The sequence below is a fragment of the Ruegeria sp. CH5 genome, from assembly GCF_056537025.1.
This window is the reverse complement of record NZ_JBQFQT010000002.1, coordinates 257,506-280,888: the sequence shown is the minus strand read 5'-3', so window position 1 is coordinate 280,888 and position 23,383 is coordinate 257,506. Positions and strand designations below refer to the sequence as shown.

Genomic DNA, 23,383 nt, shown 5'->3' with positions numbered 1-23,383 from the left:
CATATCCTCCTTTGTTTCATGAATGTATATGGACTTCGACTGACGACCGGGGCACATGGCCCGGAAATGCACCTGAATCACTGACTGACCACACTGCCTCAAGAGTATTGCGATGACGATGTTGAGTAACCTGGCTCCGATCCCAGAACTGTATGTTTCCTATGAGTCCGCCCAAAAGCTGAAAGTCGAAGCCGCCGACCTGACCAGCTGGGACCTGACCCCGCGCCAGATCTGTGATCTGGAATTGCTGATGAATGGCGGGTTCAACCCGCTAAAGGGCTTTCTGAGTCAGGAAGACTATGACAGCGTCGTCGAAAACATGCGCTTGGCCGACGGAAGCCTTTGGCCGATGCCGATCACACTGGATGTGAACGAAGATTTCGCCGATCAGATCGAACTGGGTCAGGACATTGCGCTGCGCGACCAGGAAGGCGTGATCCTGGCGACCATGACCGTTACCGACCGCTGGACCCCGGACAAATCGCGTGAGGCCGAGAAGGTGTTCGGTGCCGATGATGATGCGCATCCGGCCGTGAACTACCTGCACAACGTGGCAGGCAAGGTTTATCTGGGCGGCCCCGTGACCGGCATCCAGCCGCCGGTGCATTATGATTTCAAGGCGCGCCGCGACACCCCGAACGAGTTGCGCGCTTATTTCCGCAAGGTCGGTTGGCGCCGCATCGTGGCTTTCCAGACCCGCAACCCGCTGCACCGCGCACACCAGGAACTGACTTTCCGCGCCGCGCGTGAGGCGCAGGCCAACCTGCTGATCCACCCGGTTGTGGGCATGACCAAGCCCGGTGATGTCGATCACTTCACCCGCGTGCGCTGCTATGAGGCGGTGCTGGACAAATACCCGGCCTCGACCACCACCATGAGCCTGCTGAACCTGGCGATGCGCATGGCCGGCCCGCGCGAAGCGGTCTGGCACGGCCTGATCCGCAAAAACCACGGCTGCACCCACTTCATCGTCGGCCGCGACCATGCCGGCCCTGGCAAGAACAGCCAGGGTGAGGATTTCTACGGCCCCTATGACGCCCAGGACCTGTTCCGCAAATTCCAGGACGAGATCGGCATCGAGATGGTCGATTTCAAACACATGGTCTATGTGCAGGAACGCGCCCAGTACGAACCCGCGGACGAGATCGAGGACCGCGACAACGTCACGATCCTGAACATCTCGGGCACCGAACTGCGCCGCCGTCTGCGCGAGGGGCTTGAGATCCCCGAGTGGTTCTCGTTCCCCGAGGTGGTCGAGCAACTGCGCCGCCGCTATCCGCCGCGCAGCCAGCAGGGCTTTACCGTCTTCTTCACCGGATTCTCGGGCTCGGGCAAATCGACCATCGCCAACGCTCTGATGGTCAAGCTGATGGAGATGGGCGGCCGTCCCGTCACGTTGCTGGACGGTGACATTGTCCGCAAGAACCTCAGCTCGGAACTGGGCTTCTCGAAGGAACACCGGGACCTGAACATCCGCCGCATCGGATATGTGGCCTCCGAGATCACCAAGAACGGCGGCATCGCCATCTGTGCCCCGATCGCGCCCTACGCCACCACCCGCCGCGCCGTGCGCGAGGAGATCGAGCAGTTCGGCGCGTTCTGCGAAGTTCACGTGGCCACCAGCATCGAGGAATGCGAGCGCCGCGACCGCAAGGGCCTGTACAAGCTGGCGCGTGAAGGCAAGATCAAAGAGTTCACTGGTATTTCGGACCCTTACGACGTGCCGGAAAACCCGGAACTGCGCGTCGAGACCGAGAATGTGGACGTGGACAACTGTGCCCATCAGGTTCTGCTGAAGCTGGAAAGCATGGGATTGATTGCCGGATCCTGAGCCACAGCTAGTTGCTGTCAACACTGACCCCCGGAGACATCTCCGGGGGTCTTTCATTTCCAGAACACTGCTTTGAACACCCCCCTTCCATCCGCGAAGATTGGCGGTCGTTCGACGTTTCATCCAAAAAATGCTACTATTTCGCATATTTTGAGCAGACATAATTTGTCTGCATCCTTTTGGAGGGTGAACATATGGCAACTCAGAAAAATACCGACGATGGCGGAGCCATGTTTGCGGGAGACAATCGCGCAGCGGTAATTGCCGACTACAAGATCGCCCAGTTTTCCCGGTTGCAACTTCCGGCGTTGATGGCTTCGCCGGCTATGGCAGGGGGCCTGACACCATTTATCCCCATAGACTGGCTGCTGGACCTTCTGAAATCGATCCGCACCTACGCGGATTGGGTGAAGGAATGCGACAAGATCAAAGCCAAGATTCAAAAGGCGCTGGATACACTGCAGCCGCCACCCCAGGATCACCCTTTGGGGCTTGTCGTGCCACCGGTTCCGCCGACGCCCGGCACGACCCGTCTTCGCCAGATACTTGAGGTCATCGATGCGGCCAAGACCGCTGCCGGCAACATGGAGCCAGACTCGGCGCGCGACAGTCTCAAAGAGGCCAAGGACATGATGCACCACGACTCGGTCAAAGCCGAGTTCCGCCGGCTGAACGACGTGGATGGCTGGTATGACATTCTGGAGGAATTGCAGGACGCGATCGATTACCTGGAACGTGTCTCGAGGCACTGACCCACTGCGGCACAGCCAAAGCGCGCGTTCGGCACAGTCAGCCTGCTGAAAGCTGATCCCGCAGGGCCTCGGCAGCCCTCAGTTCGAACTCTCCATAGATGGCGGCCTGCGGCTGCATCGCCCGCAGATATGGCAGGCGTTTTTCATAGTCTTCCACCGACAGCATCTGCACGGCCTGCTGGATGTCTGCCTCGGTTTCGCACAGGATCATCCCCTCGGTATCGAGGAAGTCGCCGATATTGGGGCACCCCCAATAGATCGGGACTGTCGAACACAGAACGGCGTCGATCAGCTTCTCCGAGAAGTAGTTCCTCTCGCGCACGTTTTCGATGACGACCGAATAACGATAAGGTGCCAACCCGTCTGACTTGTTCTCGAACGGCTGATAGCCGCGGCCCATGATGTCGAGGTCAGCGCCTGTGTCGCGGGCCCAATCGATCAGCCTGTGCCTCAGCTGGTGCCCCTCCAGATCGCGCTTCGCCGACGCGATCAGCGAACATGACCGCGTCTTTACGACGCTCAGATCCTGCCACTCGGGAACTTGGGTCACGCCGTAGGGCAGGAAAACCGCGTTGGGCAGGCTGTTCAGCAATACGTCGTGAAAGGTGAACACCCGGAAAAATCGCCGCCAGGTCCAGCGCAGCATCCGATCGTGCTTGCCATGTATGGCCGATGGCTCGCCCATCATCAGCGATATCCGAGCCCGCGTGCCGCGTCGCAGGCGCAGATGCACGGTGGAATTGGGATACATGATCAGGTGGTCGGTGGGCGCGAGGTCACCAACGGTCTTTCCTGACAGGCGCTCGGGGCAACCCAGCGGCCAATTCAGATCTGCCAGCGGAACCGAGGCCAGTTTCGGCCCCAGACGGTGGCCATAGGGCAGGATCGCGATGGCGGGTTCTGTCATTGCAGGCTGTCCGGCAGGTCGGTCTGGCCGCGCATCAGGACGAACCCGCGCCCGGCAACCTTGATACCCGTCATCGCATCCGTTGGCCCGACCCGCGTTACGGTCGCGTGGCCGGGGCGGCCCATGTCGTGGCCCTGTTCGGCGACAAAGCTGTCTTTCGGCATCAGCCCGTATTTCCATAGGTAAGCCGCCATTGCGCCGGTGGCGGAACCGGTGAACGGATCTTCGGGTGGGCTGGGCGGCGCCAGCAACAGACGCGAGAACGTATCCCCTTGAGCCGTGGCCCCCTGCAGGGTCACCAGAAAGGGTTCGGCCATGTCAGAGCCGGCATATCCGGCAGTTTCCGCCACCCGCTGCAGCGCATCCACATTCAGTTGTGCCGCGCGCAAGGCTGCATGATCCCGCAGAACTGTAATGCAAAATGGAAGCCCGGTCGAAACCATCTGCGGCGGCGAAATGATCGCGCTTGCAGGTAGGCCGATCGCAGCGGCAACAAGGTCTTCTGGCACCCGCGTGCCGAATTCGGGCGCGATCTGGGTCATCTCGATCTGGTCGCCATGCAGCTGGATCGACACGATCCCTGCTCCGGTTTCCAGTGTCAGTGCGTCACCAGATATCATTCCACGGGAGCGCATGGCAGCCACGGTCGCAATGGTCGGGTGTCCGGCAAAGGGAATTTCACGGCTGGCCAGGAAATACCGCACGCGAATATCCGCCACATCCGATGGGCCGGTAAATGTGCATTCGACCAAAGACGTCTCGCGGACAAACGCCGTGCAGACCGTTTCCGGCAAATGCGCGCCACCATGCACGACTGCACAGCCATTTCCGCCGAATGCCTCGTCGCTGAAGGCATCCACCCAATCGAAGTCGAACCAGCTCATGCGCCCTCTCGTGTCTGCAGTCAGAAAGTGCCGGGAATGCAAACCCGCGGGTGGCATGTTTGACGCCTCACGCGCCGCTTGTCACGCTGAATCGGTCTGTGGCCGTGTCAGTGCACGGCCACCGGAGACAGGTCATGCTGCCGCGCCAGTACGAAGGCCAACTTTCGATCGGCGACAAGCGCCAGTTGCTGCCCATCTGAATCGTGAACGGCATAAAGATGATCCAGATCACCCACCTGCGTGCGCACCTCGTGCGGCAGATTGGCCACGTTCACGGCCTTCACATAGACGATCCGATTGCCTTCGGTGTTGATTTCATACGGTGTATTCATGGCTTACCCCTTCCTTATGTTGATCGTCTGCACAACGGTTTCGGGCACGGCGCGGGTCAGGTCGATATGTAGAAGGCCATTTTCCATAATGGCCTCGCCGACCTCGACACCGTCGGCCAGCACGAACATGCGCTGGAACTGACGGGCCGCGATGCCGCGGTGCAGGAACACGCGCCCCTCGCTGTCGTCGCGCTGACGACCCCGGATCACCAGTTGCCGATCTTCGATGGTGATCGACAGGTCGTCCTCGGCAAACCCGGCTACGGCCAAGGTAATGCGGTAGGAATGATCCGACGTCTGTTCGATGTTGTAGGGCGGATACCCTTCGTTTCCGGCCTTTGCAGACCGTTCCAGAAGGCGTTCCAGCTGCTCGAACCCCAGAAGATGCGGGTATGAGCCAAGAGTAAGTTTTGACACGTTTTCTCGTCCTTCTTTGTCAAAGCGACGTGATGCGCGGCCCCGTAACGGCAGCTGCGCACAAGACAATATGGGATGAAACGTGTGTCTCCACAAGGTCTAGGCGGATTCACTTGAACGCACTATCTTGTGTAACACGCACCACCAGCCACACATGAGTCGCCCATGAACGCGCCCACCGACATTTCGATGAAAACCGACGAGGTTCTGCGCGTCGAACTGGAGGTGTTCCGCCAACAACACCGCGACCTGGACGAGGCGATCAAGGCGCTCGAGGCGACCGGCACTGCCGATCAGCTGACGGTGAAGCGGCTGAAGAAACAGAAGCTGCGCCTGAAGGATATCATCCGGCTGATCGAGGATCGCCTGACCCCTGACATCATCGCTTGATCCGGCGCGGTCAACCGCATTGCCACGCAAGCGGATTTCACTATAGTGCGCGCTTCCTAAAGCAGGCGGGGAACAGGGCGGATGAGCGAGATCAAGGTCGGAATCATCATGGGCAGCCAGTCGGACTGGCCCACCATGAAAGGCGCTGCAGAGATACTGGACGAACTGGGCGTGGCCTACGAGACTAAGATCGTCTCGGCCCACCGCACGCCGGATCGTTTGTGGGAGTACGGCAAGACCGCTGTGCAGCGCGGGCTGCAGGTGATCATCGCCGGCGCTGGCGGTGCCGCACATCTGCCGGGGATGATGGCGTCCAAGACGCGGGTACCGGTGATCGGCGTTCCAGTTCAGACGCGGGCGCTGTCCGGTGTCGACTCGCTCTATTCCATCGTGCAGATGCCCAAGGGTTTCCCGGTTGCGACCATGGCCATCGGATCGGCCGGCGGCGCCAATGCCGGCCTGATGGCCGCTGCTATTCTGGCCCTGCAGGACTCAGCCCTGGCCGACCGGCTGGAAGTTTGGCGCGCGGCGCTGTCGGACTCGATCCCCGAGGAGCCCCGCGATGAGTAACCCCTTGCAGCCCGGCGCGGTGATCGGAATTCTGGGCGGCGGCCAGCTGGGGCGGATGCTGTCGATGGCCGCGGCGCGGCTGGGTTTCGTGACCCATATCTTGGAGCCGGGCGCCAACCCGCCGGCGGGCCAGGTGGCGCATCGCGTGACCACCGCACCTTATGAGGATGCCGAGGCGCTGACCGCTTTTGCGCAATCCGTCGACGTCATCACCTACGAGTTCGAAAACATCCCAACCGAGGCGCTGGACGTTCTGGAATCGCACCGTCCCATCCGCCCGGGACGCGAGGCGCTGCGGGTCAGTCAGGACCGGCTGACCGAAAAGACATTCCTGCAAGGCCTGGGCCTGAACACCGCACCCTTTGCCGATGTGACCGACCTGGACAGTCTGCAGGCCGCCATCGAACGGATCGGCACGCCGGCCATCCTCAAGACCCGCCGCTTCGGCTATGACGGCAAAGGGCAGGCGCGGCTGAAGTCGCCCGAGGACGCCCGGACCGCGCTGGCCGACATGCAGGGCGCGCCCGCGATTCTGGAAGGCTTCGTCAATTTCAGTCACGAGGTGTCGATCATTGCCGCCCGCGGGCTGGACGGCCAGGTGGCCTGCTTCGACCCCGGCGAGAACGTGCATCGCGACGGAATCCTGCACACGACCACGGTGCCCGCGCGCCTGTCCCCCGCCCTGCGGACCGACGCGGTGCTGCTGGCCGCGAATATCCTGAACGCGCTGGACTATGTCGGCGTCATGGGGGTCGAACTGTTCGTGACGCCGCAGGGCCTGATCGTGAACGAGATCGCGCCGCGCGTTCACAACTCGGGCCACTGGACGCAGAACGGCTGTGCAGTCGATCAGTTCGAGCAGCATATCCGCGCCGTGGCCGGCTGGCCGCTGGGCGACGGGCAGCGTCACGCGGATGTGGTGATGGAGAACCTGATCGGCGACGACATGGACCGCGTACCCGAGCTTGCGCAACAGCGCGACGTGGCCCTGCACCTGTATGGCAAGGCCGAGGTCAAGCCGGGCCGCAAAATGGGCCATTTCAACCGGATCAAACGCTAGCGTGCCGCGGCGACAAACCGCCCGGCGATATCCCCCGACAGGAAACTGACCCGGCCGCCGGCGATGGTTGCCGCCACGCGCTGCGTTTCGGCGTCCAGAATGACCAGATCGGCGCGTTTGCCGGGTTGCAGCGACCCCCGGTCCCCGAGGCCAAGCACCCGCGCGGGCCCCGACGACACCAGCGCCCAAGCGCCCGCCAGATCCAGCAACCCCGATTTCATCAGCATCAGCGCCGCCCTGCGCGGGCTGGGATAGTGGTAATCCGACGCCAGCGCATCGCACAGCCCCATGGCGATCAGATCCAGCGCGCTGACATTGCCCTTGTGCGATCCCCCCCGCACCACGTTGGGCGAGCCCAGAATGACGTGATCGCCCGCAGCCTTGGCTGCCTCGGCCGCCTCGAGCGTTTCGGGAAATTCGGCGATATGCACGCCGCGTTTGCGCCATTGGGAACGTGCCTCTGCCGTCGCGTCGTCATGACTGCCCAGACGCACACCTTGCCGGGTCAGCGCCGCGCACAGCGCATCAAGCGCGGCGGGAACCTCGGAGGTGCGGGCGTGCATGTCCTGCAGCATCTTCAGATGCACCTCGGGGCTGCGACCGGCCTTGAGCGCCTGCCCGGTCAAACGCGGCGGGGTGCGTCCCTGTGCCAGACGGTCATGGGGCAGATGATCGTTGAACACGACATAGGGCACCTGCCAGTCGGCGATGCGCCCCGGCAGGTCGGCATAGTCATCCAGCAGGTGGGTTTCGAACCGCAACTGCGGAATCAGGTCCGTGACCACGCTGCCCTTCACCGCCGCGATCGCGCGGAACACGTCGGCGGCGAACTTTGGGCCGCGTACGCCGCCCTCCCAGCTGTAGAACTGCGCCAGCACGGCGGTGGTGATGCCATTGGCTGCCAGTTCGGCCTCGGCGGCGCGGATGCCCTCGTCCATCTGCTTCATGGCCCCCCGGCGCGGGGCGATGTGACGCTCGAACCCGTCCCCGTGCAGGTCGATGATGCCCGGCAGGACCAGATAGCCGCTCAGATCAACGACCGGCGCACCGCCGCCTTCTTGGATCAAGCCGTCCGCGATTGAGAGATCGTCACTGACAAGTCCGCGATCAGGGTGCAGAACCTGCGCCCCGGAAAAGGTCAGTTCCAATGCGGTCATCGTGTGGGTTCCGAGGCGGGTTCGGCGCAGTCCTCTCCGATGCAGATCTCATCAATGATGTCCATCACACCGTCCAGCCAGGTTATGTTGGGATCGAACTCACCGAACTCGATGAAGTGCAAAGCCTGCGCCATGACCTGCGGGTTGTTCATCATGAACGTATGCGTCACCGGCAGCACGATGTGGTCGGTCATGCCCTGGACTTTGGTTTCTTCGACAGCGACCTTGCCGTCATCCGGTCCATCAACCAGCGACGAAAAGACCGGATTCAAGGAGTTCTCGCCTGCAATCACCCCCAGCTCGAAGTCGACCGGTGGCAGGCGACGCGGAATACCTTCGGGACCCGTACCCAGCTGCAGGCCGGCGGGGCCGTTCAACAGACCGAACACTTCCCAATCGCCCAGTTCATCGACCAATTGGCTGCCTTGGTTGGGCGGGCCAAGCATGACGACGCGGCCCAGATTCTGCGGATGGTGATCCTGCAGCCAGTAGCGCAACAGGATACCCCCCATCGAATGCGCAACAACGTTGACGGTGTCATCTCCGCACGCCGCAAACGCCTCGGGTATGGTCCGGTCGGCCAGTTCCGGAATCGGAAGATCCGTCGAGCGATAACCCGGCCGCACAACGGTGTACCCGTGCACCTTGAACAACTGCTCCATGACCGAAAACGATGCTTCGGTCCGGGCAAGCCCATGCAGCAGGACAACGCATTTTGCCTGCGCGGCGATCGGCATCAGGAAAAGCAATATGAAAAACAGGATCCGCATGGCTGCCAGATAATCGCTATTCTTCAGAGAGGAAAGACCTAGCGCCGCCTCACGCGCATAACTGCCAATGCAATACCGCCCAAAACCAACCCTGCCCCTGCCATCAGCCGCAGGCTCAGTTGCTCGCCGAGCAGCGCCACACCTGCAATGATCGCAATCACCGGGACGCTCAGCTGCACTACGGCTGCAACCGCAGGCGCCAACTGGGGCAGCAGGCGATACCACAGGGCGTACCCCAACCCCGAGGTTACGCCGCCAGATACGGCCGCCAGCCCCAAACCCGCCCAGGTCAAGTTCCACGCCGGAGCGCCGGCGATCAAAATGCCAGCGGTCACCGGCAGGGCCACCACAAAGTTCGAGGCCGTTCCCGCCAGCGCATCGGGCTCGGACCGACCAGCAATCGAATACGCAGCCCACCCGACCCCTGCGGCGGCCATCAAGGCTGCCCCTGTCGGGTCAACACGTGCCTCAGCGCCTGGCCACAGAACCCAGGCCAATCCGGCCATTGCAATTGCTGCCCCCGCCACCTGTCGAAAAGTCGGGATCGCCCCCGTCAGGGTGCCGGCCAGAAACATCGAGATCTGGACCACCGCAAACAGGATCAAGGCGCCCAATCCCGCATCAAGTGACAGATAGGCCACCGAGAACCCGACCATGTAAAGCGACAAGGAGCCTGCTCCGATCACTCGGCGCCTGTCGAACACCCGCAGGGTGCCACCCCGCGACACGACCAAAGCGCAAAGAACGAGCGCACCACAGAGCACACGAACAACGGCAAAACTTGCCGGGTCGCTGGCTCCGCTCTCCACGGCCAACCGGTTCAGGATGGAATTGGCCGCAAAGGCACACATTGTCAGGGCGGTCAGAAGAAACAGCTGCATGCCCAACCAATATCGTGTCTGCACACAATGGACACCCGCTTTCCTGCGCTTCCGCGTGACCGGCTGCGGCGATCCCCAGAATTGCAAGCAGCGCCGGCCGAAACCCCGCGGATTACTGAAATAAACCAAAACGGGGCCGCCCGAAGGCGACCCCGCTGAAAATTTCGGTAAGACTTTCCCTTGCGGGTTGTCTGAATTCGCTGACGCGAACCCGGACAGTCTTACATCATGCCGCCCATGCCGCCCATGTCGGGCATGCCAGCACCGGCGCCTGCACCTTCTTTGGCGGGCTTGTCGGCAACCATGGCTTCGGTGGTGATCAGCAGACCTGCAACCGAGGCTGCGTCTTCCAGAGCGGTACGCACCACTTTGGCCGGGTCGATCACGCCGAACTTGAACATGTCGCCATATTCTTCGGTCTGAGCGTTGAAGCCGAAGGCGGTGTCCGAGGACTCGCGCACCTTGCCGGCAACGACGGCACCGTCGACACCTGCGTTTTCAGCAATCTGACGCAGCGGCGCTTCGATGGCCTTGCGAACGATGTTGATACCGGCGTCCTGATCGGCGTTGACACCTTTCAGATCGGCCAGAGCCTTGCCGGCCTGAACCAGGGCAACACCGCCACCCACGACGACACCTTCCTGAACGGCGGCGCGCGTTGCGTTCAGAGCGTCGTCCACACGGTCCTTGCGCTCTTTCACTTCAACTTCGGTCATGCCACCGACGCGGATAACAGCAACACCGCCTGCCAGTTTGGCAACGCGCTCTTGCAGCTTCTCACGGTCGTAGTCGCTGGTGGTTTCTTCGATCTGGGTACGGATCTGGGCAACGCGTGCTTCGATCTCGGCCTTCTCGCCAGCACCGTCGACGATGGTGGTTTCGTCCTTGGTGATCGACACTTTCTTGGCGGTGCCAAGCATGTCCATGGTGACGTTTTCCAGCTTCATGCCCAGGTCTTCGCTGATGACCTGACCGCCGGTCAGGATTGCGATGTCCTGCAGCATTGCCTTGCGGCGATCGCCGAAGCCCGGAGCCTTGACGGCAGCGATCTTCAGACCACCGCGCAGCTTGTTGACAACCAGAGTTGCCAGCGCTTCGCCTTCAACGTCCTCGGCGATGATCAGCAGCGGCTTCTGCGACTGGATCACCTGCTCGAGCAGCGGAACCATCGGCTGCAGCGACGAGAGTTTCTTCTCGTGCAGCAGGATCATGCAGTCTTCCAGCTCGGCGACCATCTTGTCAGCGTTGGTGACGAAGTAGGGCGACAGGTAGCCACGGTCGAACTGCATACCTTCGACGACGTCGGTCTCGGTTTCCAGACCTTTGTTCTCTTCGACGGTGATGACGCCTTCGTTGCCAACCTTCTGCATCGCGTCTGCGATCTGGCGGCCGATTTCAGCTTCGCCGTTAGCCGAGATGGTACCAACCTGCGCGACTTCGTCGCTGTCTTTGACTTCGCGGGCAGCGTTCTTGATTTCTTCGACGACTTTGGCGGTTGCCATGTCGATGCCGCGCTTCAGGTCCATCGGGTTCAGGCCGGCAGCAACCTGCTTGAGGCCTTCCTTGACGATGGCCTGAGCCAGAACGGTCGCGGTGGTGGTGCCGTCACCGGCTTCGTCATTGGTGCGGCTGGCGACTTCTTTCACCATTTGCGCGCCCATGTTCTCGAACTTGTCTTCCAGTTCGATTTCCTTGGCGACCGAAACACCGTCTTTGGTGATGCGCGGCGCGCCGAAGGATTTGTCCAGAACCACGTTGCGGCCTTTGGGGCCGAGGGTCACCTTCACAGCATCCGCCAGGATGTTCACACCCTTCAGCATGCGGTTGCGGGCATCGGTGTCGAACTTGACGTCCTTTGCAGACATGTCTTTTTCTCCTCGAGAAATGTGTTTGAAATGAAGATCAGAGCAAGCGCGTGCGCGTTACTCGATGATCCCCATGATGTCGCTTTCTTTCATCATCAGCAGCTCTTCGCCGTCGACGTGGACCTCGGTGCCGGACCATTTGCCGAACAGGATCTTGTCGCCGGGCTTCACAGCCATCGCGATCAGTTCGCCGCTGTCTTTCCGCGCGCCTTCGCCGGTTGCAACGACTTCGCCTTCGCTGGGCTTTTCTTTTGCGCTGTCGGGAATGATCAGGCCGCCTGCGGTTTTCTCTTCGCTTTCGGTACGGCGAACCAGCACGCGGTCATGAAGCGGTTTCAATGCCATCTTTGCAGCTCCTTGGGCTCAAAGGTTGTTTTCCTCCCCCCGCGGTCTTGCGGGGCGTTAGCACTCAGCTTGGTCGAGTGCTAACGACGCATAGCTAGGGGGTGATTTCCGGCGAGTCAACAATCGGTGATGAATTTTTTTCGCGCGCAGCCTGAGGCCGGCCTGGTCAGGTCGGGTCTTCCCAGCTGTAAGCCCAGTGCTTCAGACCTTCGGACCCGGAAGGCGACAGTTCATAGACGCCCTTTGCCACCTTTTCGAACCAGCCATAATGGTTTTCGCGCATGAGGCGCGTCGCGGCCGCAACGCCGGTGGCACTGGCGACCTCAGCACCTTTGGTCGCCCCGTGTTCGGCCAGATGCGCGGCACATTTCAGGGCATCCTGCCGATAGGCAGTTACGATTCCGTGCCGGGTTGCCCCACCTGAGTTCGGATCCCCTTCCAACCGCTCGAACTCGCGCAGCAGTCGCGCAGCTTTGGCCTTGTTCTTTCGCGGCGCATAGGGGCCGGGGTCACAATGGACTTCGACCCGTCCATCCGCACGAACGGTGATCAAACCCAGCCCCAACCGACGACACAGGGACAGGTTGTCCCGCAGCGCCCTGCGCGCCGACCGGCCGGTAGGCTTGCAGACGGCCACATAGACCTGATCCGATACCTTCAACCGGGTCACGGCCTGATGGAATAAGGCCAGCGAAAATCTCAGCTTCAATTCAACGATCACTGGATCACAACCGGGCTTGACGGCCACGATGTCGGCGGCGCCGACCTCTCCTTTCACGGTGTACCCTTGCCGCTGCAATAGCGCCTTGATCGGAGGATAGAGATCCTGTTCGCGGTTCATGACGCCATGCTATGGTTTTTTCAGAGAAACGCCATACGGATACACGGCTTGCGCGCGGTAGGCGGGAGTGGCTATCTGTTCCCAAGTTCTTTCAGCCACAATCGGAATGGTCTCGATGCGCGTGTTTCTTTTTGCCCTGCTTTCTGCTCTGCATCCAATTGTGGCCCATGCCGCCTGTGACGGGCGCGATTTGCGGCAAGACATGACGCCTGAGGCCCGAGCCGAGTTGAACGCGGCGACCAGTCAGATGGCATATCCCGAAGGAAATCACTGGATTGCGCAGAAGGACAGCACTGTTTTGCATCTGATCGGCACATTGCACGTCAACGATCCGCGAATGGGCCCGGTGGTGGAGCGGTTGGCGCCTACGTTGAGCGAGGCGGACGCGTTTTATTTCGAGATCACCCAATCCGACATGTCCGCTTTCGAACAAGACCTGGCCAAGGATTTCAGCCCGGTTCTGATCAACTCGGGACCAACTCTGATCGATCTGATGAGCGAAGAGGACTGGGCCGTCATTTCCAAGGCGCTTTCGGCACGCGGCATTCCCGGTTGGATGGCCGCGAAACTGCGCCCTTGGTTCCTGTCGATGATGCTGGGTATGCCACCCTGCATGCTCCAGGTGCCAGACGCAGACCGGGGAATGGATGCGCGCCTGACCGAACTGGCCGAAGCTGAAGGCAAACCGCAATACTCTCTGGAACAGATCGACGACCTGATCGCGATCTTCGACAGCCACACGCTTGAAGAGCAGGTGCAGTCTTTGGTGCGCATGGTCGATGCCTTTGACGCCGGCGATGACCACATGGTGACGATGGCCAGCGCATATTTCGAGGAGAAGCACGCAGAAATCCTGCAATTCGCAAAGATATATGGGCGCGAGGCTTCGGGCCTGGCGCCTGACGTGTTTGCACAGGAATGGGCCGCATTCGAGGACCAGCTTCTGGTTCAACGCAACGACAACTGGATGGAAACGATCCTGACCATCGAAAACCAGACGGCGGTGATCGCGGTTGGTGCCGGCCATCTGGGTGGAGACCATGGACTCTTGCAACAGCTGGAACGCGCCGGATATCAACTGAGCCGCGCACAGTTCTGAGCGGTCAGCGCTTCTGTCAGACCAACCGTCGCAGCCGTGTTTCTGCCGGGTGACAACGCCAATGGACCACCCTATAAGGCGCGCAAACTCCTTATGTGCAGGAAACAGACATGACCACCCAAGTATTTGGCCACAAATCTCCCGACACCGACTCGACCGGATCGCCGATCCTGTGGGCTTGGTATCTGAACGAAGTCAAAGGCGAAAAGGCCGAGGCCGTCCTGCTGGGCGAGCCGAACACCGAAGCCGCCTTCATGCTGCAGCGCTGGAACCTGCCCAAGCCGCGCATCATCGAGGATGTCGAGACCGATGCGCCCGTCGTCATCGTTGACACCAACAACCCGGCCGAGCTGCCTGCCAATGTCAACAATGCCGATATCCGCGCCATCATCGACCACCACAAGCTGGTTGGTGGGCTGGAAACCAAAGGCCCGATCGACATTACCGTTCGTCCGCTGGCCTGCACGGCAACCATCATGATCGACCTGATGGGCGACGACGCCGCCAAGATGCCCGAGGCCGTCAAAGGCGCGGCCCTGACCTGCATCCTGTCGGACACGCTGGAGTTCCGCTCGCCTACCACCACTGCGCATGACCGCGAAGTGGCCGAGAAGCTGGCCGCCGAGCTGGGTCTGGATGTTTCGGCCTATGCTGCCGACATGTTCGCCGCGAAATCGGACGTATCGTCTTTCTCGGACGCCGAACTGATCCGCATGGACAGCAAGGAATACGAGGTCGACGGCACTAAGTTCCGCGTGTCCGTTCTGGAAACTACCGCGCCGGGCGTGGTGCTTGACCGCAAGGACAGCTTGGCCCAGTCGATGGTCGAGGTGGCGAAGGAAGACGGTGTGGACCAGGTGCTGCTGTTCGTCGTCGACATCCTGAACGAAGAGGCCACCCTGTTGGTGCCGAACGACCTGGTCAAATCGGTTGCCGAGAAAAGCTTTGACGCTTCGGTGTCCGGCGACACGGTTGTTCTGCCGGGCATCATGAGCCGCAAGAAGCAGATCATCCCGAACCTCAAGGTCTGATCCCGTTCACAGTTCAGCGAAAGGCGCCCCCACCGGGCGCCTTTTTTGTTTGCGCGTCGAAAGGTTTGCCGGATGGCAAATCGTTGCTAGGCTGGACGCAGGGACAGGGTGGGTCGAGACACGGTGGTCACACGGAAATACAGCACGACACGCAGCATTCTGCTGTTCGAAGGCGGCGACAGGCTTGCCTATTGGCGGCGCTTTGCCATGCTGCTAACCCTTTCCGTGATCATCGCAACCATGGGCCTTCTGCGGAACTCTGGCGCCGTGGTCATCGCCGCGATGTTGGTCGCGCCGCTGATGACACCAATTCTGGGCATTGCGGCTGCGATGGTCATGGGCTGGCTGAAACGCGCTTTCGTTCTGACCCTGACGGTCTGCATTGCGGCGGTACTGTGCGTTCTGATGGCCTGGATCCTGGTTTATCTGGCCGATGTCCCGCGCGGCATCCTGATCCCCGATCAGGTCTTGGCCCGCACCGACCCGGGCACCGAAGACCTGATAGTGGCGCTCGCGGCCGGCGTGGCCGGCGCATACGTTCAGATCAACAAGGCCGAACTGAGCCTGTTGCCCGGCGCCGCCATCGGCGTGTCTCTGGTTCCGCCATTGTCCGCGTCCGGGATCCTGCTGTATTTCGGGGAACCCGCCGACGCCTACGAGGCGGGTCTTTTGTTCGCGACCAACCTTGGTGCGATCGTTCTGTCGGCCTGCGCGGTCTACATCGTCTATGCCGCAAGGTCGGTTGCATTCGGCAAGGGCCGGCGCAAGCTCAACTTTACTGCCGGTGTGGTCATAACCATGGCGTTCCTGGCCCTCGTCGTGGTCCAGTTGGGCAAATCGACTTACAACCGTTACCTGGAAACCCGTACCGAGGCCGAGGTTGCGCAAGCGATCCGCGACTGGGCGGACCCGGTATCGGTCGAGATCATCCGCATCGACGTGAATGCCAAGCGCAAACGGGCCGAGGTTTGGGTGATCGTCGATCTGCCGCCCGAGGCGCAATTCAAGGTCTCGTCCGTTGCCGGGCTGTTGCCCGAGAGCCTGCGGGAAACGTCGTTGGTCGACGTCTTGCAGGATGAACTTGGCCCCGGCTACCTCGCCGTCATCCGGTACCAGACCCGCATCGGCGCGCAGGTCATTCTTGGCACCGAAACCGTGCAACAGGCCCCGGATATCGAAAAGTTGAGCGACGAGGAATGACGGCCTGCATCCGGCTGCCTCTGGTCAAGCGGGGCCAGCTTTGCCATAGGTGGCGCAACGCCGTTTCAACAGCCCGAGGCCCGCATGACCCAGATCATCTCCGCGCTTGACCAGATTTCCGACCGTTACAAGGCTCTGTTCGTGGATCTGTGGGGCTGCGTCCACAACGGCATCACCGCCTACCCTGAGGCTGTTGCCGCGCTGAAGGCTTATCGCGACCGGGGCGGCAAGGTTGTGTTGGTGACCAACTCTCCGAAGCCGCGTGCCGGGGTTGCCGAGCAGTTGAAACAGTTCAACGTCCCCGCGGACTGCTACGACACCATCGCGACCAGTGGTGACTCGGCCCGATCCGCCATGTTCCGCGGAGCCGTGGGTGAGAAAGTCTATTTCATGGGTGAATGGGAGCGCGACGCCGGCTTCTTCGAGCCGCTGAAAATCCTGGAACACCCGATCCACATCGAACGTGTGCCGCTGGACCAGGCCGAGGGGATCGTCTGCTGTGGCCCGTTCGACCCGATGGCCGATCCGGCCGTGAATCGGCCGGACTTCCTGTATGCCAAGCAGAAAGGCCTGAAGCTGCTGTGCGCCAATCCCGATATCGTCGTCGATCGGGGCGAAGTTCGGGAATGGTGCGCCGGTGCGCTGGCCAAGCTTTATACTGAAATGGGCGGCGAGAGCCTGTATTTCGGCAAACCACACCCGCCCATTTATGATCTGGCCCGGCGTCGCCTGCATGCGCTGGGAACGGACGTGCCGGATGACGAGATTCTGGCCATCGGCGACGGTCCGCATACCGACATCGCCGGCGGCATGGGAGAGGGAATTGATTCCCTGTTCATCAGCGGCGGTCTGGCCGCATCGGAAACAAAAACGTCGCACCAGCCGGATCCGGATGCTTTAAGCGATTATATTTCCAAGGAAAACATCAACCCAACTTATACGATCGGCCGTCTGCGCTAGGCAGAAAACGCTTGATTTTCTGCAGCTGCGAAGTAATAAAGTTGCCAACCTTGGGTCGTTGGTGATTTTTTGTTGCCGGGCCGATGCATAGTGAGGGCAACATGTTGGACAATCTTCCGCGCGGAACGATCTGCATCGAAGACATAGAAATGGGCATGACCCGCTACCTGCGCAAAGTGGTGACGGACGAAGACATCGAGATGTTTGCCCAGGTCTCGACCGACCGGAACCCGGTGCATCTGGATGACGACTATGCCCGCGATACGATCTTCGAAGGGCGCATCGCCCACGGGATGCTGACCGCCGGTCTGATCTCGGCCGTGATTGGTGAACAGCTTCCGGGCCATGGGACCGTCTACATGGGGCAGTCGCTCAAATTCCTTGCGCCGGTCCGCCCCGGCGACACGGTTTATGCCGAAGTCAAGGTGATCGACATCGACTTCGCCAAGCGCCGGGTCAAGCTGGATTGCCATTGCGCAGTAGACGGCAAGAAGGTTCTGATTGGCGAGGCGATGGTTTTGGCTCCATCACGGAAATTCGACTGACGGCAGGTTTTGACGCCCCACTGGACGCTGGTCCGGAACTGCCGCTTGAACCCGGCGGACAGTCCCGCTAGGCAAGCCCCATGCAGATCATCCGGGATTTCCAGTTTGTAGACCCAGAAGACCGCAGCGCCAGCGTTGCGATCGGGAATTTCGACGGCGTTCATATTGGCCACCAGTCGGTGATCGATCTGGCCCGGCAGGCATGCCCCGAGGCACCCTTGGGCGTTCTGACGTTCGAGCCGCACCCGCGCGAGTATTTCGCCCCCGATGCCCCGCCCTTTCGTCTGATGCGCGGCAATGCGCGTGCGCACCGGCTAGAGAAGCTGGGCGTGCAGAAGCTGTACGAACTGCCGTTCAACGCCGCGCTTGCCGGACTGACGCCCGAGGAATTCGCCACCAACGTGATCTGCCAAGGCTTGGGTCTGGCCCATGTGGTGATCGGGGCCGATTTCTGTTTCGGTAAAGGCCGCAGCGGCACCGCGCAGGACATGGTGCAGTTTGGCCAGCAGATGGGGTTCGGTGTCACCATCGCCCCATTGATGCAGCAATCCGATCACGTGGTCTCGTCCACCGCGATCCGGCAAGCCCTGAGCGACGGCCGCCCGCGGGACGCGGCGGCCATGCTAGGCCACTGGCACCGGATCGAAGGCGAGGTTATCGGCGGCGAACAGCGCGGCCGCGAATTGGGCTTTCCCACGGCCAATATGTCGATCGAAGGAATCCACCCCCCAAAATTCGGCGTCTACGCGGTTCTGGTCGACGTGCTGGATGGCCCACATGCCGGCAGCTATCACGGTGCGGCCTCGGTCGGGGTGCGGCCGATGTTCCATGGCGAGGTGCCGAATATCGAAACCTTCCTGTTCGACTTCTCCGGCGATCTTTATGGGGCGACCCTCTCGGTGGGTCTGGTCGAATTCCTGCGCCCCGAGATGACCTTTGACGGCCTCGATGCTCTGATCGCCCAGATGACCGAAGACTGCGATCGCGCGCGCAAGATCCTGGCCGCGACATGAGCAAGGATCCGATCGACCGCGCCGGGCTGGCCCCGCGTTTCTGGGAGCGCAAACCCCTGCAGAAGATGAACCCGCGCGAATGGGAAGCCCTGTGCGACGGCTGCGGCAAATGCTGTCTGAACAAGCTTGAAGACGAGGACAGTGGCGAGGTTGCCCTGACCCGTGTCGCCTGCCGGCTGCTGGATGACGCGACGTGCCGATGCACCCAGTATGACATCCGCCACCAGTTCGTACCGGAATGCATCGTCATGCGCCCGGACAACATTCACGAACACGCCTACTGGTTGCCCCAGACCTGCGCCTACCGCCTGTTGTGGGAGGGCAAGCCCCTTTACGATTGGCACCCGTTGCTATCAGGGTCGCCCGACAGCGTCCACGCCGCCGGCGTTTCGGTTCAAGGGCTTACCGTGTCCGAATTCGAGACGCCCGAGGAAGAGTGGGAAGACTATATTATCGAGGAGCCAACCTGATGCATTTCGCCTCTGACAATTCCGGGCCCGTCCACCCCGAAGTTCTGACCGCACTGGCCGAGGCCAATCAGGGCTATCAGATGGCCTATGGCGCCGATGACCTGATGAACGAAGTGCGCGACCGGATTCGCGCCATCTTCGAGGCGCCCGGGGCAGCGGTCTATCTGGTGGCGACCGGAACGGCGGCCAACTCGCTGGCTCTGGCGACCCTGTCGCAGCCGTGGGAGACCATATTCTGCTCGCCCGTCGCGCATATTCATGAGGACGAGTGCAACGCGCCCGAATTCTACACCGGCGCCAAGCTGACGCTGGTTCCGGGCGGCGACAAGATGCAGCCGGATGCACTGCGCCGCACCATCGCCGCTGAAGAGACCCGCGGCGTGCACGGGCCGCAACGCGGGCCAGTGTCGATCACGCAGGTGACCGAGCGCGGCTCGGTCTATTCGCTGGCCGAACTGCAGGCCCTGTGCGGGGTCGCCAAGGCGTTCGGCCTGCCCGTCCACATGGATGGCGCTCGGTTCACAAATGCGCTGGTCGCGCTGAATTGTTCCCCGGCCGAGATGACGTGGAAGGCGGGCGTGGATGCGGTCAGCTTTGGCGGCACCAAGAATGGGCTGATGGGGGTCGAGGTGGTGATCTTCTTCGACGACAGCAAGGCCTGGGAGTTCGAGTTGCGCCGCAAGCGCGGGGCGCATCTGTTTTCCAAGCACCGGTATCTGTCGGCCCAGATGGCGGCCTATCTGCGCGATGATCTGTGGCTGCGCTCGGCCCGTAAGGCCAACGCCAATTGCGCGCGTCTGGCCGATGGGCTGCGGGCTGCGGGTGCGCAGTTCCTGCATGAACCCCAAGCCAACATCATTTTTGCCAGCTTTCCCCGCAGCCTGCACAAGCGCCTGCACGCGGTCGGTGCCGTATATCACCTGTGGGGCGACCCACTGGACGGCCCGGACGAGGACGAAATGCTGGCCTGCCGGTTCGTCTGCGACTGGTCGACACCGACCGAAGAAATCGACCGGTTCCTGGCGTTGCTCTAGGCGCGCCAGAATTCGTCGATCTGCGCTGCCGTCTCGCCCGGGTGCGAGATGGGCAGCATATGCCCTGCCCCCTCAACAACGCCCTGCTGCGCATTGGGCAAGCGGGCGCAAAGCCCGGCATTGACCACGGCCATGATCGGGTGCGAGGCCGATCCATGCAGCAGCAGGATCGGCATGTCGGCCCGCGCCATGGCCGTCGGGGCCAGCAGGCCGGTGGTGTCGCGGAACAGCGGCCCCTCGACCGCGCCGACCACGCCAACACCTCGGATCATCGCATTTCGGGTTCGCTCCGGCAGGTCCGGCCAGCGCGGGCTACGGTCGGTCGTGCCCCACATGCGGTTGAACAGACGAGCGGCCCGGGGCGCGTCGCCTTCGGCAAGGGCAGTCTTGTATGGCTGGGATTCGGCCGCGTGCCGCGCCGCAAGCGCTGGCGCGTCTTGGTGGGCGACCGCAAAGAACACCGGCTCGATCAGAACGGCGCTGCGCACACGGTCCGGGTATTCGATGGCCAGCCGCAGGGCGACCATCGCGCCGAAACTGTGCCCGATCACGTCCATCGGTTCGCTCAACTGCGCCCGCGACAAAGCTGTGGTCAGGTCGAAGAAATCTCCCTGCCCGTCCCATTCCGGGCTGCGTCCGTGCGACAGCATGTCGGGTGCAGTCAGTGTCGCCTGGTCGCCCAAAGCGGCCGCCAGACCGGACCACGCACCAGAATGCGCAATCGTGCAATGCAGCGCCAGCACCTTGCGAGCACCCGCCCCAAGAGTGCGAACGTGTACGGGCGGCAGCACGGCCTTGGCCACGGTCATGCTTTGAGCGTCGCCAGATGCTCGTCCAGATCGTCAAGCCGGTCCTGCCCCCAGAACCGCTGATCGTCCTGCGTGATATAGAAAGGCGCGCCGAACACGCCGCGGTCCACCGCCTCTTCGAGGTTGGCCGCATAGGTCTCGGCCCCGACCAGCAGTCCGCTGTCGGCCAGCGCCGGATCAAAGCCCGCTCCGGCCAGACAGTTACGGATCACGTCGTCCTGTGCGATGTCCTTGTCCTCGGCCCAGCAGGCGCGCAGAAAAGAATGGCAGAGTTTTCCCACATCACCCGACCCATCCTGAATGGCCGCGATGATGGCGTATGAGGACGGCGCCGCGTTGGTCGGCCAATGTGCAGGTTGCAGGTTGAACGGCAGGCCCGTCTTTTTGGCCTGACGCACCAGTTCCTGCGCCCGGTATTCGATGCGCGACGGGTGGCGGTCTTTAGGGGGCACGCCGCCGGTGCGCCCGAACAGCGCAATGATGTCGACCGGCTTGTAGGCGATGGTGGCGCCGTGCTTGGCCGCGATCTCCTCCAGCCGCAGCCCGGCGAGATAGGAATAGGGCGACAGTGTCGCAAAAAAGTAGTCAATGTCGGCCATGTGCACTTTCTCCACCCAGTTACCTTTGCGGAACCGTAAGGCCATGCTAAGCGGTGTCAACATCACGAATCTGTCACATTGCCACTGCTGCCCGGGGACCTCAGCCGATGCCGACACATCACGAACCCAAGCTTATTGCTGGGAACGCAAACCTTCCGCTTGCCGAAACCATCGCGCGCCGCATGAGCCTGCACCGCGGCGTCAACCAGCGTCTGGTCGATGCGCGGGTCGAACGGTTCAACGATGGCGAGATCTTTGTCGAGGTTTTCGAGAACGTCCGGGGCGAGGACATGTTCATCATCCAGCCCACCTCGAACCCGGCCAATGACAACCTGATGGAGCTACTGATCATCGCCGATGCGCTGCGCCGATCGTCGGCGGCGCGGATCACCGCGGTTATCCCCTATTTCGGATATGCCCGCCAGGATCGCCGCACCAAGGCGCGCACCCCGATCAGCGCCAAGCTGGTGGCCAACATGCTGACCGGTGCTGGGATCGAACGCATCCTGACGATGGACCTGCATGCGGCACAGATCCAAGGGTTCTTCGACATGCCGGTCGACAACCTGTATGCCTCTCCGATCTTTGCGCTGGACGTGAAGGACCAGTTCCGCGACCAGATGGACGACCTGATGGTGGTTTCGCCGGACGTCGGCGGTGTGGCTCGTGCCCGCGAGTTGGCCAAGCGGATCAGCGCTCCTCTGTCGATCGTCGACAAACGACGGGAAAAAGCCGGGGAAGTGGCCGAGATGACCGTGATCGGCGACGTGAAGGACAAGATCTGCCTGATCGTCGACGACATTTGCGACACGGCCGGTACGCTGTGCAAAGCGGCGCAGGTGCTGATAGACAACGGCGCACGCGAGGTTCACTCGTACATCACCCATGGCGTCATGAGCGGCCCGGCTGTTGAACGCGTCTCGAACTCGGTGATGAAATCGCTTGTTTTGACCGACACGATCATGCCGACCGAAGACATCAAGAAGGCCAAGAATATCCGCACGGTGCCGACGGCCCCGATCTTCACACAGGCCATTCTGAACATCTGGCAGGGCACATCAGTGTCGTCGCTGTTCGAAGACAAGACCCTGATCCCGATCTACGAATCCCTGTACCACACAGACTGAAGAAACCGGAAAGCCATTCCCATGACCGCCAACAAACGTCTGGTTCTTTCCAGCGATCACGCTGCCATCGACCTGCGCAAGGAAGTTGCCGCTTTTGCAGCGGCACAAGGCTGGGACGTTCTGGATCTCGGCCCTGACAGCCCCGAAAGCACCGATTACCCCAAGCACGGCAAAGCCGCCGCCGAGGCCGTCGTCTCGGGCGAGTGCCAATTGGGCATTGTCCTGTGCGGCACGGGGCAAGGTATCATGATGGCTGCAAACAAGGTTCCCGGCATCCGCTGCGGCGTCTGTTCGGATACGTTCTCTGCCCGCATGATCCGCCAGCACAATGACGCCAACATGTTGTCGATCGGTGCGCGTGTTGTTGGCACTGGATTGGCGCTGGATATTGTCGATGCCTTTCTGAGCACCGAATTCGAAGGCGGCCGGCACGCGAAACGCGTGGCGATGATCGAACCCTAAATCATTACGGAGCGCCCGCTGGGAACGGCGGG

Annotated in this window: 27 protein-coding genes; 15 read left to right on the top strand and 12 right to left on the bottom strand. The window is 61.6% G+C overall.

Translation table 11 applies throughout. From position 1 onward, the window contains the following. Positions 1 to 112: 112 nt before the first annotated feature. The gene (locus ACR0JC_RS08740; RefSeq protein ID WP_170340581.1) at positions 113 to 1,831 is read left to right on the top strand and encodes a bifunctional sulfate adenylyltransferase/adenylylsulfate kinase; all 1,719 of its coding nucleotides are present in this window, start codon (positions 113 to 115) and stop codon (positions 1,829 to 1,831) included. Positions 1,832 to 2,025: 194 nt separating this feature from the next. Then, entirely contained in the window at positions 2,026 to 2,583 is a 558-nt protein-coding gene (locus ACR0JC_RS08735; RefSeq protein WP_170340578.1) for a hypothetical protein, read from the top strand. A 37-nt stretch (positions 2,584 to 2,620) separates the two neighbouring features. On the opposite strand, the gene ACR0JC_RS08730 is transcribed toward ACR0JC_RS08735, so the two are convergent. From ACR0JC_RS08730 to ACR0JC_RS08715, 4 genes are all read right to left on the bottom strand, one after another. Further along, a complete protein-coding gene (locus tag ACR0JC_RS08730) occupies positions 2,621 to 3,490 on the bottom strand; it encodes a hypothetical protein (RefSeq protein WP_170340575.1) in 870 nt (289 codons plus the stop codon). Then, the gene (locus ACR0JC_RS08725) at positions 3,487 to 4,374 is read right to left on the bottom strand and encodes a PhzF family phenazine biosynthesis protein (protein ID WP_170340573.1); all 888 of its coding nucleotides are present in this window, start codon (positions 4,372 to 4,374) and stop codon (positions 3,487 to 3,489) included. Before ACR0JC_RS08725 ends, ACR0JC_RS08730 begins: the two co-directional genes overlap by 4 nt. A 107-nt stretch (positions 4,375 to 4,481) precedes the next feature. Next, entirely contained in the window at positions 4,482 to 4,706 is a 225-nt protein-coding gene (locus ACR0JC_RS08720; RefSeq protein ID WP_093964659.1) for a DUF1150 family protein, read from the bottom strand. A gap of 3 nt (positions 4,707 to 4,709) precedes the next feature. After that, on the bottom strand, positions 4,710 to 5,123 hold the full coding sequence (locus tag ACR0JC_RS08715; RefSeq protein WP_093964658.1) for an Hsp20 family protein: 414 nt from the start codon (positions 5,121 to 5,123) through the stop codon (positions 4,710 to 4,712). A gap of 165 nt (positions 5,124 to 5,288) precedes the next feature. On the opposite strand from ACR0JC_RS08715, the gene ACR0JC_RS08710 reads away from it, so the two are divergent. From ACR0JC_RS08710 to ACR0JC_RS08700, 3 genes are all read left to right on the top strand, one after another. After that, positions 5,289 to 5,513 (top strand): YdcH family protein, encoded by a 225-nt coding sequence (locus tag ACR0JC_RS08710; protein WP_005981552.1) that lies wholly within the window; start codon positions 5,289 to 5,291, stop codon positions 5,511 to 5,513. 81 nt (positions 5,514 to 5,594) lie between these two features. After that, on the top strand, positions 5,595 to 6,083 hold the full coding sequence (purE, locus tag ACR0JC_RS08705) for a 5-(carboxyamino)imidazole ribonucleotide mutase (protein ID WP_093964656.1): 489 nt from the start codon (positions 5,595 to 5,597) through the stop codon (positions 6,081 to 6,083). Next, positions 6,076 to 7,143 (top strand): 5-(carboxyamino)imidazole ribonucleotide synthase, encoded by a 1,068-nt coding sequence (locus ACR0JC_RS08700; RefSeq protein ID WP_170340566.1) that lies wholly within the window; start codon positions 6,076 to 6,078, stop codon positions 7,141 to 7,143. Before purE ends, ACR0JC_RS08700 begins: the two co-directional genes overlap by 8 nt. Here ACR0JC_RS08700 and ACR0JC_RS08695 read toward each other — a convergent pair. The 6 genes from ACR0JC_RS08695 to ACR0JC_RS08670 form a co-directional block, all read right to left on the bottom strand. Beyond that, positions 7,140 to 8,300 carry an alpha-D-ribose 1-methylphosphonate 5-triphosphate diphosphatase gene (locus ACR0JC_RS08695; RefSeq protein ID WP_170340563.1) on the bottom strand — a complete coding sequence of 387 codons (1,161 nt, stop codon included), beginning with the start codon at positions 8,298 to 8,300 and terminating at the stop codon, positions 7,140 to 7,142. The genes ACR0JC_RS08700 and ACR0JC_RS08695 overlap by 4 nt on opposite strands. Continuing rightward, positions 8,297 to 9,070: an alpha/beta fold hydrolase gene (locus ACR0JC_RS08690; protein WP_170340560.1), complete on the bottom strand. Its 774-nt coding sequence runs from the start codon at positions 9,068 to 9,070 to the stop codon at positions 8,297 to 8,299. The genes ACR0JC_RS08695 and ACR0JC_RS08690 overlap by 4 nt, the downstream gene beginning before the upstream one ends. A 38-nt stretch (positions 9,071 to 9,108) precedes the next feature. Beyond that, entirely contained in the window at positions 9,109 to 9,951 is an 843-nt protein-coding gene (locus ACR0JC_RS08685; protein WP_170340558.1) for a DMT family transporter, read from the bottom strand. A 221-nt stretch (positions 9,952 to 10,172) separates the two neighbouring features. Then, positions 10,173 to 11,816 (bottom strand): chaperonin GroEL, encoded by a 1,644-nt coding sequence (gene groL / locus ACR0JC_RS08680; RefSeq protein ID WP_170339978.1) that lies wholly within the window; start codon positions 11,814 to 11,816, stop codon positions 10,173 to 10,175. A 57-nt stretch (positions 11,817 to 11,873) separates the two neighbouring features. Then, the gene (groES, locus tag ACR0JC_RS08675; protein WP_093964650.1) at positions 11,874 to 12,161 is read right to left on the bottom strand and encodes a co-chaperone GroES; all 288 of its coding nucleotides are present in this window, start codon (positions 12,159 to 12,161) and stop codon (positions 11,874 to 11,876) included. 166 nt (positions 12,162 to 12,327) lie between these two features. Further along, on the bottom strand, positions 12,328 to 13,002 hold the full coding sequence (locus ACR0JC_RS08670) for a DUF2161 domain-containing phosphodiesterase (RefSeq protein WP_170340556.1): 675 nt from the start codon (positions 13,000 to 13,002) through the stop codon (positions 12,328 to 12,330). A gap of 115 nt (positions 13,003 to 13,117) precedes the next feature. Here ACR0JC_RS08670 and ACR0JC_RS08665 point away from each other — a divergent pair, with 115 nt between their 5' ends. The 8 genes from ACR0JC_RS08665 to ACR0JC_RS08630 all read left to right on the top strand — a co-directional run bounded on the left by ACR0JC_RS08665 (position 13,118) and on the right by ACR0JC_RS08630 (position 20,354). Further along, positions 13,118 to 14,101 carry a TraB/GumN family protein gene (locus ACR0JC_RS08665; RefSeq protein ID WP_480763780.1) on the top strand — a complete coding sequence of 328 codons (984 nt, stop codon included), beginning with the start codon at positions 13,118 to 13,120 and terminating at the stop codon, positions 14,099 to 14,101. Between the two features lie 110 nt (positions 14,102 to 14,211). After that, positions 14,212 to 15,132, top strand: a complete 921-nt coding sequence (locus ACR0JC_RS08660) for a manganese-dependent inorganic pyrophosphatase (protein WP_480763778.1) — start codon at positions 14,212 to 14,214, stop codon at positions 15,130 to 15,132. A gap of 108 nt (positions 15,133 to 15,240) precedes the next feature. Continuing rightward, the gene (locus ACR0JC_RS08655) at positions 15,241 to 16,332 is read left to right on the top strand and encodes a DUF389 domain-containing protein (protein ID WP_480763776.1); all 1,092 of its coding nucleotides are present in this window, start codon (positions 15,241 to 15,243) and stop codon (positions 16,330 to 16,332) included. Positions 16,333 to 16,416: 84 nt separating this feature from the next. Beyond that, complete coding sequence (locus ACR0JC_RS08650) at positions 16,417 to 17,292, top strand: TIGR01459 family HAD-type hydrolase (RefSeq protein WP_170340548.1); 876 nt, start codon at positions 16,417 to 16,419, stop codon at positions 17,290 to 17,292. A 101-nt stretch (positions 17,293 to 17,393) separates the two neighbouring features. Beyond that, positions 17,394 to 17,837 carry a MaoC family dehydratase gene (locus ACR0JC_RS08645; RefSeq protein ID WP_170339967.1) on the top strand — a complete coding sequence of 148 codons (444 nt, stop codon included), beginning with the start codon at positions 17,394 to 17,396 and terminating at the stop codon, positions 17,835 to 17,837. A gap of 80 nt (positions 17,838 to 17,917) precedes the next feature. After that, positions 17,918 to 18,850, top strand: a complete 933-nt coding sequence (locus ACR0JC_RS08640; RefSeq protein WP_170340545.1) for a bifunctional riboflavin kinase/FAD synthetase — start codon at positions 17,918 to 17,920, stop codon at positions 18,848 to 18,850. Then, positions 18,847 to 19,320, top strand: coding sequence for a YcgN family cysteine cluster protein (locus ACR0JC_RS08635; protein ID WP_170340543.1), 474 nt, complete (start codon positions 18,847 to 18,849; stop codon positions 19,318 to 19,320). Before ACR0JC_RS08640 ends, ACR0JC_RS08635 begins: the two co-directional genes overlap by 4 nt. After that, complete coding sequence (locus ACR0JC_RS08630) at positions 19,320 to 20,354, top strand: threonine aldolase family protein (protein WP_170340541.1); 1,035 nt, start codon at positions 19,320 to 19,322, stop codon at positions 20,352 to 20,354. Before ACR0JC_RS08635 ends, ACR0JC_RS08630 begins: the two co-directional genes overlap by 1 nt. Here ACR0JC_RS08630 and ACR0JC_RS08625 read toward each other — a convergent pair. Both ACR0JC_RS08625 and ACR0JC_RS08620 read right to left on the bottom strand, forming a co-directional pair. Next, complete coding sequence (locus ACR0JC_RS08625) at positions 20,351 to 21,163, bottom strand: alpha/beta fold hydrolase (protein WP_170340537.1); 813 nt, start codon at positions 21,161 to 21,163, stop codon at positions 20,351 to 20,353. The two genes, ACR0JC_RS08630 and ACR0JC_RS08625, sit on opposite strands and share 4 nt — an antisense overlap. Further along, the gene (locus tag ACR0JC_RS08620) at positions 21,160 to 21,762 is read right to left on the bottom strand and encodes a 2-hydroxychromene-2-carboxylate isomerase (RefSeq protein ID WP_170340534.1); all 603 of its coding nucleotides are present in this window, start codon (positions 21,760 to 21,762) and stop codon (positions 21,160 to 21,162) included. Before ACR0JC_RS08620 ends, ACR0JC_RS08625 begins: the two co-directional genes overlap by 4 nt. Before the next feature lie 107 nt (positions 21,763 to 21,869). On the opposite strand from ACR0JC_RS08620, the gene ACR0JC_RS08615 reads away from it, so the two are divergent. Further along, positions 21,870 to 22,889 (top strand): ribose-phosphate pyrophosphokinase, encoded by a 1,020-nt coding sequence (locus tag ACR0JC_RS08615; RefSeq protein WP_093964640.1) that lies wholly within the window; start codon positions 21,870 to 21,872, stop codon positions 22,887 to 22,889. Positions 22,890 to 22,910: 21 nt separating this feature from the next. Further along, complete coding sequence (gene rpiB, locus ACR0JC_RS08610) at positions 22,911 to 23,351, top strand: ribose 5-phosphate isomerase B (protein ID WP_170340531.1); 441 nt, start codon at positions 22,911 to 22,913, stop codon at positions 23,349 to 23,351. The last annotated feature ends 32 nt before the right edge of the window (positions 23,352 to 23,383 follow it).